At 39.9% G+C, this 13396-nt stretch carries 7 protein-coding genes; all 7 read right to left on the reverse strand.

Annotated elements, in window-relative coordinates:
• Window positions 1–11: 11 nt before the first annotated feature.
• The 7 genes from ACN0TV_RS04985 to ACN0TV_RS05015 all read right to left on the reverse strand — a co-directional run bounded on the left by ACN0TV_RS04985 (window position 12) and on the right by ACN0TV_RS05015 (window position 13280).
• On the reverse strand, window positions 12–1262 hold the full coding sequence (locus ACN0TV_RS04985) for a TolC family protein (protein ID WP_417360717.1): 1251 nt from the start codon (window positions 1260–1262) through the stop codon (window positions 12–14).
• Between the two features lie 5 nt (window positions 1263–1267).
• Window positions 1268–5119 (reverse strand): efflux RND transporter permease subunit, encoded by a 3852-nt coding sequence (locus tag ACN0TV_RS04990; protein ID WP_417360718.1) that lies wholly within the window; start codon window positions 5117–5119, stop codon window positions 1268–1270.
• Window positions 5120–5530: 411 nt separating this feature from the next.
• On the reverse strand, window positions 5531–5914 hold the full coding sequence (locus tag ACN0TV_RS04995) for a hypothetical protein (RefSeq protein ID WP_417360720.1): 384 nt from the start codon (window positions 5912–5914) through the stop codon (window positions 5531–5533).
• 92 nt (window positions 5915–6006) lie between these two features.
• Window positions 6007–6555, reverse strand: a complete 549-nt coding sequence (locus tag ACN0TV_RS05000; RefSeq protein WP_417360722.1) for an RNA polymerase sigma-70 factor — start codon at window positions 6553–6555, stop codon at window positions 6007–6009.
• A 187-nt stretch (window positions 6556–6742) separates the two neighbouring features.
• Window positions 6743–8338, reverse strand: a complete 1596-nt coding sequence (locus ACN0TV_RS05005) for a calcineurin-like phosphoesterase C-terminal domain-containing protein (protein WP_417360724.1) — start codon at window positions 8336–8338, stop codon at window positions 6743–6745.
• 17 nt (window positions 8339–8355) lie between these two features.
• Window positions 8356–9789, reverse strand: a complete 1434-nt coding sequence (locus ACN0TV_RS05010) for a SusD/RagB family nutrient-binding outer membrane lipoprotein (RefSeq protein WP_417360726.1) — start codon at window positions 9787–9789, stop codon at window positions 8356–8358.
• 5 nt (window positions 9790–9794) lie between these two features.
• Complete coding sequence (locus tag ACN0TV_RS05015; protein WP_417360728.1) at window positions 9795–13280, reverse strand: SusC/RagA family TonB-linked outer membrane protein; 3486 nt, start codon at window positions 13278–13280, stop codon at window positions 9795–9797.
• Window positions 13281–13396: the final 116 nt, after the last annotated feature.

The following is a 13396-nucleotide window of genomic DNA, read 5'->3' on the forward strand; positions in this document are numbered from 1 at the left end:
ATTTTGAGACCTTAATTCTTTTGCTTCTCTATAAATTCGCTGGTCAACAGGTACCCTATGGTGGCCTGAGCGATAAATCCTGACTTGAGTGCTTCCAATCGTTGCAACCTAAATATTAGAATATCCTGATTCATCCTTAGGATTTCTTCAAAATCCCCCGTATTACTACTAAAAGACGACACTAATAATGTACGTGCCCGATCGGAACTCTCTATTTGCCTTTGATAAAGCTCCAATAGCTGTTTAGCTTTGTTAAGTTCGTATTGCTGCTGATGAAATTGGGAACGAAACTGATTTTGCTGTTGTTGTTGCTCAAGTTGGACACTTTGAACCATCAGTTCTGCTTGGTGTTTGCTCGCGTTATACTTTTTTCTGAAAATCGGCAAACTCACAGAAAGCATAGGCATTATGGCATCATTTCCGTTCATGTCAGGCATTCCCATCGAAGATTTTGCATTGATCATATATCCAACACCCAACCCAAAACCTGGCAATCCTTCCTTTTGAACCACTTTTTTCTGTGTCTCATAAGACTGCTGTTGTTTTTCAAGTTGTTGCAAACTAGGATGGTCTCTAAAAGAAGGCTCTGCATCTGACAGCTCCATACTTTGAAGCTCGAGAGTATCTTGCAAACTTATCGTCGCGGCTACATCTCGATTGAGCAAAAGATTGAATGTCGCGCGAAGAGGTGCAGTACTTTCCTCAAGTAGCGTTAGTTGCGTCCGTGCCGCATCCTGTGCAATTTCCACTCGAACCACATTAACCATAGGCGAAAGACCGCTTCTAAACTTACTCATTGCGAGATCGTAATATGTATCTAGAATGTTCAAATTTTCCTGCTGAAATTGGATACTCTTTTGGGCCTGGTATAATTCAGCATAGGCCTTTTTAATATCAAGGAACAACTGTTCCTTCTTGGAAACATAAGTAAAATACGCTGCTTCTGCTGTTAAGCTAGCCACCTCCTTTCGTGCCTCAAGAGTACCGAACCATGGAAACATTTGCATCAGTTCAAAACTGGCCCGCTCCTCTCCCATATCCGTAGTCATAGGGGTGCCAAAAGCACTTACCGTCAAGGTTGGATCAGGTAAGCCTCCCACTTGTGGCGCTACTTCTAACGCAGTTTCATACTTTAGATGTGCGGCTTTTAAACTCGGGTTATTTTCAACAGCGAGCTGCAAATACCCATCTAAACTCTGAGAGACTGCCCCCACGCTTATGAACAGAAAAAGTAACGCGCTTATTCTATGTTTTATCCCCATTGTTTTCATGATTGATTGTTTTCTGCTGTATTTGTTATTAACTGATTATTGGCTTCTCGGATCACCACGGTCTCCCTCCAATACGCCTGTAGGATCGGAACCACAAAAATGGTCATGATTTGTATTACCATTCCACCTACTATTGGTATCGCCATGGGAACCATGATATCGGATCCTTTCCCTGTTGAGGTAAGCACTGGGAACAATGCAATAATGGTTACCGCCGTAGTCATCATTGCTGGTCGCACTCGCTTCTTACCCGCCTCAATTACCGCAGCACGAACTGCAGGTACTGTTTTGGGATCCTTCTCTAAAAATACCTGATGGATATAGGTTCCCATCAATACGCCATCATCGGTAGCAATACCAAATAAGGCAATAAAACCTACCCATACCGCTACACTAAGATTAATCGTTCCCATTTGAAACAGATCACGCATATGCTCCCCGGCAACATCGAAATTCATAAACCACTCTTGCCCATATAACCAAAGCATTATAAAGCCACCTGCAAAGGCTACAAATACACCTGAAAAGTGGATCAATGAAGCGATGACGTTTCTAAACTGAAAATATAGTAGCAGGAAGATTATAAGCAGTGCAATTGGGACGACTATCGACAAGCGTTTTACCGCCCGTACTTGGTTTTCATAATTGCCGGAAAACTCATAACTAACGCCAGCAGGAACGATTAGATCGCCATTTTCAATTTTTGCCATTATAAGATCTTGTGCATCGTTGACCACGTTAACTTCAGCAAAATCATCGCGCTTATCGAAGAGTACATAACTAACTAAAAAGGTATTCTCACTCTTTATCATCTGTGGTCCCGCAGTATACTCTACCTCTACCAATTGACCAAGAGGAATCTGACCTCCTTTAGGTAAAGGAACTAAAATCTTCTCAAGATCGCTAGGACTGTTTCTAAGTTCCCTGGGGTAACGAACCCTTACTGGATAACGCTCACGTCCTTCCACAGTATTGGTGATTTGCATACCACCTATAGCGGTTTCTATGGTTTGTTGTACCTGTTCTATACTTAATCCGTACCTCGCAATAGCATCGCGATTGATATCGAGTTCCAGATAAGGTTTCCCAATCACTCTATCAGCAAACACCGCTTCCTTCTTAACTGAAGGCACCTGTTTTAATATTTCCTCCAATTCGAATCCGAACTGCTGAATGGTTTTCAAATTGGGTCCATATACTTTAATTCCCATTGGAGCACGCATTCCTGTTTGTAACATCACCAATCGCGTTTCGATCGGTTGTAGTTTAGGAGCCGAGGTCACCCCAGGAATTTGAGTAACATTTACAATCTCATCCCATATATCATCAGGACTTTTGATATGTGATCTCCAGTTTCTGAAATATTCACCATCTTGATCTAGAATCAATTGATCTTGTGGAATACGTTGATTTAGGATCTGTTCATTATCCAAATGTTCGCCTGATCTCAAAATAAATAAGCCTTGATCATCCACTTTGAAAGTATTCAATTCTCCATCCTTAGAGAGGCTGTATTGTGGTTTGTAATTAATGATGTTTTCATACATGGAAATCGGTGCTGGGTCAATGGCACTTTCTGCTCTACCCAGTTTACCTACAGAAATCTCCACCTCTGGAATGTTGGTTACGGCCATATCGAGTTGCGCCAGCACCCGCTTACTTTCCTCTATACCGGCATGCGGCATCGAAGTAGGCATCAATAAGAAGCTTCCCTCATCAAGTGATGGCATAAACTCTTTACCTATCCCGGGAAACGTATGGGCTAATCCACTCCAAACCGAGGTCGTACGAATATTCCACCCTAATTTTTCGGTTCCACTAGCCATAAATCCAAAGACTTTTGGAAAGCCCATCCAAATTAATCCACCTATTAAAATGGTAAATAATGGCAGCAATAAGAATTTCCCCTTATTCACCAAACACCAATTTAAAATGGATTCATAATACTTCACTATACCCATCAGGGCCAATAAGGTTAGGCCTATAATGACAACCACAAAAATATAGTTACTCAGCAAGGAATTGCGATGCCCAAGCGGTACCCATTGCTGGGCAAGGAATAACATCGTAATCGAGAGAATAATAAAGAGTATAATATGCTTAGAATGCTTTCCAAAAATACCGGGTCTCCAATGCTCTACCAGCTTAAGCCCACCAATTACTGAAAGAGCCAGTGGCAACCACATCCAAGTCCAAATGGCAATAACAACTCCTGAAACCACTAGGGCTATATTCCAGAACATTTGCATCCGATGACGTTTTACCCTAAAGGAAAAGAACCAGTACGATAGCATAGGAAGCACAATTACACCTAAAACAAAAGCCGCAACCAGAGCAAAGCTTTTAGTGAAGGCTAAAGGGCGAAAGAGTTTTCCTTCCGCATTTTCCATAAAAAACACGGGTAGAAAACTTACAATTGTCGTTGCCAAAGCTGTAGTAACTGCCGGGGCTACCTCAGTGGTCGCTTTGTATATTACCTTCAATAGATCTTCCCGTCTGGAGCTCTTAATTTCAGGCATATCCAAGTGTCGCATCGTATTCTCAACAAAAATAATTCCAACATCGACCATAACTCCAATAGCAATGGCAATGCCTGAAAGAGCCACGACATTAGCATCCACTCCAAAATATCGCATCCCGACAAATGTCATTAAAACCGCTACTGGTAAAAGACTAGAAATAAGTATTGATGCCCTAAGATTTAGCACCAGTAAAACCACTACAATAATACTGATCAAAACCTCATTAGTCAGCGCCACATCCAGGGTTTCTAAGGTCTGTTCGATCAGTTGTGATCGATCGTAGAAAGGAACAACGGTTAATTTACTAACTGTACCATCGGCAAGAGTTTTGGTAGGAAGTCCTAATTTGAGTTCTTCAATTTTATCCTTGACATTATTGATTACCTCCATCGGATTTGAGCCATATCGAGCCACAACCACACCACCGACAACCTCAGCACCACCCTTGTCTAAAACGCCCCTTCTTTGGCTTGGTCCAAGGGTTACAACCGCAATATCACGAATCAAAACAGGGGTGTTCTCTGTTGCGATAACAACTGTGTTTTCAATATCTTCAATAGATTTTATATAACCAAGGCCCCGAACAAGGTACTCCACCTTATTAATCTCTATGGTTTTGGCGCCAATATCCCTATTTGAGTTCTTCACCGCCAGCATCACCTGGTCTATCCCGATATTATAGGACTTGAGCGCCTCTGGATTGATATCTATTTGATATTCACGAACATAACCACCAACGGAAGCTACTTCTGAAACACCTGAAACCGAACTCAATCCAAGTTTAACATAATAGTCCTGGACAGTTCGTAGTTCATGTAAGTCCCAACCTCCAGTCACATTCCCTTGTGAATCACGACCTTCCAAGGTATACCAATACACCTGACCAAGTGCAGTTGCATCTGGCCCCAATGTGGGTTGTACCCCCTCGGGAAGAAGCCCTGTGGGTAGTGCGTTGATCTTTTCCAAGATTCGAGTTCTTGACCAGTAAAATTCAACATCCTCCTCAAAAATAATATTGATACTCGAAAATCCGAACATGGAGGTACTTCGAACTGATTTTACCCCCGGAGTTCCCAAAAGAGACGACGTAAGCGGATAGGTAATTTGGTCTTCAATATCCTGGGGAGAGCGACCTGGCCATTCTGTGAATACAATTTGTTGGTTCTCTCCAATATCTGGAATGGCATCAACAGGCACGGGATCCTTGGGCAAAACACCCATATCCCAGTTGAAAGGTGCAGTGACAAGCCCCCAAACTAGTACAACAACTAGTAAAAGCACAGTTATAAGCCTATTGTGCAAAAAAAAGCGAATTGTTTTATTCATGGTACTTTTCTTCAATCTTTTGTGTATAGAACTAGCTGATTCCTGTTGCTTCTTTGAACATTCATTTCAAATAGTTCGCACGATTCGATTCTTAAATTTAAAAGCAAGTTCCGCATATGATCAAAAGTCTTAACTAGGAAATGGATCGAAACCACTTACCTACTCTAGAGCCCTATTAAAGTCTATACTCTATCGGGTATAAAGACCATTATTTCAATACTTAAACCCATACCAACTACCGATAATAATACAGTAATTAACATCCATAGTTTAGATATTGATTTCACCGAAGTGCTTAATTTATTTTAATACAAGTGAATTATAAGTCAGAACTGACTTTTAATAGAAACTGCATACGCTATACGACACCGCTGTAACGAGAGCGCATACCATTGACTATACAGTAGTAATTTAGCTTATTTTAGGCGGCTGCCAAATAGAGAATTCTCTTAAAGTGTAAGTATTTTGTACGTACAGAGGGTACGATTTTTTATTTTTAAAGTTAAAATCGTTTAGAGCTTGTTTACAAATGGGGGGCGTCGCAGTAAAACTAAAGGTTGTAGAATGACATGATTGCATTCCACAACTCCCAGAGCATTTCTTATCATCCTGGTGTTTATTCTTACAACAATCCATATCAGTACCCTTCTCAGAGTGCTGCTTTTGCTCTGTGTCCTGGTGTAGATCCTTTACACTACAACAAGGCATTTCTTTTTTAGCCGTTTCATTAGAGTGTAATGCACATGCATAAGATTGCTCCGGGAGTAAGAACAACCCGAACACTGCTATAACCATTAATATGTTTATTCTCTTAAGCATATAAAATCTAAAAACTAGCACAAAGATAATAATATTTTTTAAACGTATTTGGTTTCAGAAAAATATGCTCAGTATCCAAAGGTGTTTAAGCGCATCCTAAGACTTTTAAGCGCATTTGAAATTTGAGTTTCAACGGTTCTTTTGGATATATTGAGTTGGCTTGCAATTTCAGCATTGCTAAGCTGCTGCTCCCTACTCATTTTAAATATTTCTCTACACCCCGTTGGTAACTCTTCCACTGAACTTGAAATCAAACCTTTAGTTTGACTATAAATCAGCTGATCATCGGTAGAACTTGAGGACTCCAGAGTATCCAAATACTTCAAATGTTCAGCATTCAAGGGGTTGCGTTGCAATTCTTTATATACACTGAATTTGGTAGACTGTCGTAAATACCCTTGGATATTGATATTGTCAATCTGAGGACGTCGCTGCCAAAAATCCACCCAAACCTCTTGGACCACATCTTTAGCTAGATCCTCATCCAACAATATAGATTTTGCATAGCTATACAAACCCTCCCACAGTCTATCAAACAATTCCGCAAAAGCTTGAGAGTCGTCTTTTTTCACACGGCTCATCAATTCGGAAATGGAAATTTCAACCTTGGTAATCATCCGGCCAAAAATACGCTTACACTATTAAATGAAGGTAAACAGAATGCTATCAAATCCTTATTTACTTGGGTATTGAAAAAATCTAGAATACCTTCTTACCATAACGTTGAAAAAGTGAGCCCTAGCATTATATACTAGGGCTCTTGTGGAACTAAATTATTGTCAAATCAAAATAATTTAAATACAACTAGTTGACAGCATTAGAATCAACTAGTGTTTCGATGCGATAAGAGCTGCTACCAGTATGTATATTACCATACATGTCCTTAGCTCGAATTTCAATTCGGTGTTCTCCTACTTCTAATTTGGTATTAATCTTGGCTTTCCAAAGGTGCTTACTTTCGATAGGATCGGATGAACGTTTACCTGGGATAAGATTCTCACTCAAATCCCACTCGTAAACTAATGCCTCGTAAGATGGATCTTGCTGTTTTACGTACTTCATCAACTTCCAAGGACCATTATCAATTTTGATCTCTAGGGTATCATTTTCGCTGCCCATAAAAAAGTTGACATATATTCCTGCCTTAGTCCCTTTATCCTTCGCCAGGACCTTTGGCGCAAAAATTTCCATTTGATAATCAGCATCCTCACCAGCAACTTTGTATTGTACATTATAAGAGTTTCCGTCAAAATGAATAAAGGCATAACCCTTAGGTGTCCCATCCCTCATGGTTGAAGTCGGAATTCCATTCTCATCCAATTTTCCTGAATACCAATCACCAGAGGTTGTACCTACATTGTAGTGATGGTGTGGTTTATCCTGTTGCCATCCCATAGTTTCATCAAGGAAATCCTGCCTTTGAATATGGGTATGTGCTGAAAGAGACAAGGTATGTGGAAAATCCTTTAAAAGAGCAAATAAAGTCTCGCGACTCTCGTCTTTAAAAGGGTCTCCTTCCGGTTCACTAATAGGAATATGGAAGGCCAATACGATTAAATGATCCTTTGGAACAAATTTTAAATCATTCTTGACAAATTCAAGTTGATCCGCTCTAAATCCGCCCCAATATCCCTTTCCATCACGTGGATCAGGGTACAAGATGTTATCTAGTACGATAAAGTGCACCTTGCCATAATTAAAGGCGTAATTAGCAGGTCCAAAATGAGCCTCAAAAGTCTCATCAGCTAAATGATCTTCTTGAGCGTCGAAATTAAGATCGTGATTCCCTAGTAAATTATACCATGGAACTCCGACTTCTTTTACCGCTGCTATATAAGGGTTAAACAAAGACAAATCATTACCGACCAGATCGCCCATCGAAAGTCCGAAGGCAACATTTTGAACTCCCTTTAATTCAGATACGATTCCCCTTGCAAAATAATCAACTTCCTGCAAATTATATGGCTGTGGATCCCCAAAAATAAGACTCGTGAATTCTTCGGATTCATCATTTGGGACAAGGGCAAAATTCAGTTGTCTTGGTAATCTTCCTGTTGGAGCCACCCCTTCAAAATCAAAATCAGGGGACCCCTCAGGCTTATGAATATAATAAAATTGTGCAAGCTTTTCTGCGTTCGTATTAATGGCATAACCCGAAGGTTTAATCACCGAAATTATAGCATCATCACCCACGGTAAGCTCATACTTCCCTTGAGCGTCTGTTTGCACCACATCTACACCGTTGGTTACAGATACGCCTTGTATTCCGTTTTCTTTGCGGTCCTTTTTGCCATTGTTATTGAGATCTTCATAAACATAACCCTTGGCTACATCTTGAGCGTTAACCGCTGCAATGGAAAGCAGGGCAAAACTTAAACTAAAAAATGAATTGAATTGCATGTATATCGTTATTTAAATTAATCTACAGTATCCCACCAAACTCTCACATTAATGTCATCTTTTCCGCCTATCATTTCAAGGGCTTGTTTATACCCTGGTGCATTTCCAATGGCTAAGTCGCTTGGATAGTATAGGCGCGAAGGCATAAGAGCATCGTTAAACATTGCTGCCGTAGTCGGAAGTTCAGGCAAGCCTGTTCTTCTGTATTCAAACCACTGCTGATAATCCACAAAGTACAATGCATAGTACTTTTGCAACATAAGCTGATTTAGACTCCCGTCATATGCCGTGAGGGTGTTCTCAAAATAATCTTCCGGCAACTCAGCACTCAACTGTTCCATAGCAGCTCTAACGCCATTTTCATAATACTCCTGCCCATTGGTAATATAGCCTCTTTGAGCCAACTCTGCCTTGATAAATGCAATCTCTGAATACGGTAAAATATAAATTTTCATCGGATTTTCTACCTGTTTAATTTCAAAGGTGGAAGCATTGTATTCAAATTGGGACTCGTTCCCTTCATAAGCACTTGGAATCCCTTTATAACCTATAATTTCTTCTTCAATATTTGCTTGAGTTGCTATTATAGGGCGTCTTGGATCATTCCATTGGTTTAAATTATCCAAAAAGAAGCTGGCTATTTTAGTACTCAAACGAAAATCCTGAGGCCTACCCCATGGAGATACATTTGGTGTGACTCCAGTCACCTGTAAGATAGCAGATTCTTCAGTACTTTCAAAAACAGGATACTTACTTGGGTTCTGAACCATTCTTGTCAATTTGTCAAAAGCATTGGTTTCAGACCTGTTCGAAATCCTAAGCAACAACCTCATCTGCAAAGAGTTGGTGAATTTCCTCCAACGCTCCACATCATTGCCAAAAAGAATATCCGTTTCATAAACCATGGGCTGTTCTGAATCATATAGTGCATTTGCAGTCTCCAAATCCGCTAATATTGCAGTATATATTTGTTCTTGGGTATCAAATTTAGGAGTCAGTATACCTTCCTCCGCACTTACAGCCTCCGCCATTGGAACAGGCCCAAATAAATCCGTTAGATTCGCATATGCAAAAGCATTCAGGGTAAGGGCTATGGCTGTATAATTCTTATCCTCGCGAAGCTCAGCTGCTTTTTTCATCTCCTTAATGTTCTGCAACCATTTATAATAATTATCCCAGGATGAATTTCCGATTCCCAGGCTCACATCATAACGATGCAGTCCTCCAGAAACACTAGGAAATGGTACAGACACCTGCATCAGGTTAAAGGTAATAGCATCACTTCTATTGGCTCCATGAGAAGCCAATCCATAAAGTATAGGATTCAATAAGGTTGCAGGGCTAATCTCTGCAATCCTGTTGGGATCCTCGTTAATCTGTTCAAAATCATTAGTACATCCACTGCCTAAAAAGACAATGAATAACATATATATTGCGCTTAATTTTTTCATCAGAATTATAATTTAAGTTTTATGTTCAACCCATATGTTGCCGGTGAAGGCATTTGCCCCATCTCGATACCAGGCATAATTCTATTGCCGTTAAGTGCTGCAGTTTCTGGATCGTAGAGTGGAAAATTTGAAATGGTCAATAGGTTGCTGCCATATACAGAAAGATCTACGCCTTGTAAAAACATTTTTTTGAGCCATTTACTTGGTAGAGAATACTGAAGACGTACCTCTCTAAGCTTGATATAAGACGCATCAAAGGAGTTCGATTCAACATTAGCTCTTCTGTAATAGCGATTGTACCAATCAGGTGTAATTGCTTCGGTGGTGTTCGGACTGTAACTACCATCACTATTCTCAACAACTCCGTCACCAACAATCACTCCCGTCTCTCTTCCTTTGAAGGTGGATTTCAATTTCCCTTGTTGCGTCATTTTATGATGTGACTGTGAATAAATTATTCCACCATACTGACCATCGAATGTTAAACCTGCTGTGAAATTCCCAAAACTGAACTCGTTATACCATCCCATTCTCCAATCAGGCATGGCGTCTCCGATGTGCTCAAAATCTCCTGAGGCAGGATACGCTGGTAACCCAGCACTATCGTAAACAATTTCACCCTCTGGAGAACGCACAAAACCATAACCATAGATAGCTGTTGGCGAACCACCAACCTTGGCGATCATATAGGCGTTTCCACCTTGATCAATAATAAACTCATTATCCACCTCATCAGGTAATTCGAAAACACGGCCCTCATTTTTAGACCAGTTCAATGTGGAATTCCAAGTAAAATTATTGGCATCAATAATTTTACCTTTCAAGGTTAATTCTATACCTCTGTTTCTTACTGATCCTGAGTTTACAAACATGGAACTATATCCAGTATCACGATCTAAGGCCAATTCGATGACCTGATTATCTGTAGTAATTTGGTAAAGGGAAGCATCAATATTCAATCTATTATTAAACAATCGCGCTTCAATTCCGGTTTCGAAACTTGTGGAAATTTCAGGTTTCAAATCAGCATTGTAAAGCGTCGAAGGCACTGTAGCTGAGGACGCAAAATCACTGTTGTTATAGTACTTGCTGGTTTGATAAGGATCTGTATCATTACCGACCTGAGCAAAAGAAAATCGATACTTAAGGAAGTTTATAGCCTCACTATCTATTGCAAAAATATCAGAGAGTATTAAACTTGTATTCACCGAAGGATAAAAGAACGACCAGTTATCCTTAGGTAGTGTACTAGACCAGTCGTTTCGACCTGTAACATCCACAAATATTTGATCTTTGTAGGACAATGTCATCAATCCATACAAGCTATTTACAGTCCTATCTGAATCAGAGGTTGCTATAGAAGGGCTACTTTTCCCATTGGCTAATTTGTAGACTCCGGGAACTACTAATCCGGTTACGGATGCATTGGTAGCACGTCTTTTAACCGTTCTATTATTCCCACCAATAGAAGCGCTTAGTTCAAAATCATCCGTAATGGAGTTATCATAGCTTAGTAAAAAGTCGTTATTGATTTCTTGTTTGAATATATCTTGTGTCCCATAATACCCCTCGGAATAACGATTAATGCTAAAGGGACGTTTCATATCTCGGCCTTGATTATAGGTATTTAAAGAACTACGAAGCATAAGATTCATATGCTTACCAAGATGAATATTGGCATTGATGTTTCCGACAATTTGATTGCTTTCCAGGGTGTTTAAAGATTCGTAGGCCATCAAATACGGGTTGTCTATGTAAGAACTAAATGGCCTTATTTGATCGATATCCTCCTGACCCTTCTTCCATATTGGGCGTAGCCAATCCAGATCCACGTTAGGATTTTGAAAAATCATAAAATACGCAATAGAACCATTATTGTATCCAGTACTAGGTAGGTTGTCACTAGATCTGTTGGTGTAGTTTACTACAGCCCCCACATCGATATGATCAGAAACCTTGTACTGAGAATTTATCGAAGCTGAAATTCGTTCAAATCCCGTGTTAGGCATAATCCATTCATTCTTTGTATGGCCGATTGAGGCACGCATAGAGCCGCGCTCGCCACCACCTTGAATAGAAATATTATTGATATTGGTTACCCCTGTTCGCCAGAAGTCTTTTCTGTTATCTTTATAGGGTTTCCACAAAGTTCGCTCTGCTCCTTGCCCTTGAACTGAAGGGTCGTACTGGAAGTAATATTGGCCGTTAAACTCTGGACCCCAGGCGCTACTTGTGGAACCTGTATTGCTTCCATCTTCAGACTGGTGATATGAATAATAAGGATCCCCTTCTTTATTAAATGATTTACCACTACCTTGCCCATATTTATATTGAAAATCTGGCCAACGTTGAATCACGTCAAATGAAGTACTAGAATTGACCGTAATCCCCAAGCCTTTGGTGTTTTTCCCTGACTTTGTGGTGATCATCAAAACACCATTTGCCGCTCTACTTCCGTATAATGCAGCTGCACCGGGACCTTTTAATACCGAAACACTTTCGATATCGTCTAGGTTTAAATCTGATATTCCATTTCCATAATCTATAGGAGAATCCTCTCCCATATATGCCGAGCTAGAACCCGAAGCTGTCATTTCCGTATTCACTGGTACGCCATCAACTACAACCAAGGCATAGTTCCCACTAAGATCAAAGGAGCTATTCCCTCTTAAAATAATTTGTTGCGAGTTGATAGGTCCCGAACCGGCAGATACGATATTTAATCCAGCAACCTTCCCTTTCAAACCTGAAGACCAGTTCACTGGAACGGCCTGAGCCAAATCCTCGGATTTTACAGTCTCTTGTGAAAAACCTAGTTTCTTTTCCTCTCTTTTAATACCCAAAGCAGTGACTACCACCTCATCGAGTTGAGACACATCCTGTTCCAATTTGATTTCGTAGAAGTCCTTATCCGCTACAGCAAATGTATACGGCTGAAACCCTACGTATGTAACACTAAGCTGATCTCCTATTGAGGCTTGAACAGAAAATTCTCCATTAAAATCAGTAACTACTCCTGTATTTGATTGATTGACCTGAATAGTAGCCCCAGGAAGAGGAACACCCTCTTGATCCGTAACCAAACCCTTTATACTAAGTTGCTCAACTACCTCTGCTTTTGAACTTGATTCAGTATTTCTTATTTTGGAGACACTTATAAGATCATTAATCCGGTAAAAACGAAGTTGATTTTCCAATGAAAGTTGTTCCAGTAGTTCTTGAAGATTCTTTTCGCCTTCGATTAGGTTTACTGGAGTATCCAGATTAATCACATCCTTAGAAGTGACAAAACTATAGATTGTCTCAGAGGAAATTTCATTAAATAACTCCTCTAGAGTATAAGTGCTTTTGTTTAATATTATAGTTGAACTTTTGAGTGTTTGCCCATTTATTTCGGTCGCAAACAAACTATGCAATCCCAATACGATAACAATAAAGAAAGTGGAAATACGCATAATTATTTTATGATTGTTAACCGCGTTATTTTTCATAATTTTGATTCGCTTTAATCATTTAAGCAAAATTGAATTGTGTTTGTCTAATACATTTTAAATTGTTCGGAGGTTAAAGTCTAAAGGAGGTGTTGCCGCACTTCCTTTTTTTTTAC

This window comes from Galbibacter sp., from assembly GCF_048266365.1.
In the GTDB taxonomy this organism is placed as follows: domain Bacteria; phylum Bacteroidota; class Bacteroidia; order Flavobacteriales; family Flavobacteriaceae; genus Galbibacter.

Bases quoted from the DNA above. Each gene is read 5' to 3' on its own strand.
- ACN0TV_RS04995 (WP_417360720.1), bottom strand. From the start codon at position 5,914: ATGGTTATAGCAGTGTTCGGGTTGTTCTTACTCCCGGAGCAATCTTAT.
- ACN0TV_RS05005 (WP_417360724.1), bottom strand. From the start codon at position 8,338: ATGCAATTCAATTCATTTTTTAGTTTAAGTTTTGCCCTGCTTTCCATT.
- ACN0TV_RS05000 (WP_417360722.1), bottom strand. From the start codon at position 6,555: ATGATTACCAAGGTTGAAATTTCCATTTCCGAATTGATGAGCCGTGTG.
- ACN0TV_RS04990 (WP_417360718.1), bottom strand. From the start codon at position 5,119: ATGAATAAAACAATTCGCTTTTTTTTGCACAATAGGCTTATAACTGTG.
- ACN0TV_RS04985 (WP_417360717.1), bottom strand. From the start codon at position 1,262: ATGGGGATAAAACATAGAATAAGCGCGTTACTTTTTCTGTTCATAAGC.
- ACN0TV_RS05015 (WP_417360728.1), bottom strand. From the start codon at position 13,280: ATGAAAAATAACGCGGTTAACAATCATAAAATAATTATGCGTATTTCC.
- ACN0TV_RS05010 (WP_417360726.1), bottom strand. From the start codon at position 9,789: ATGAAAAAATTAAGCGCAATATATATGTTATTCATTGTCTTTTTAGGC.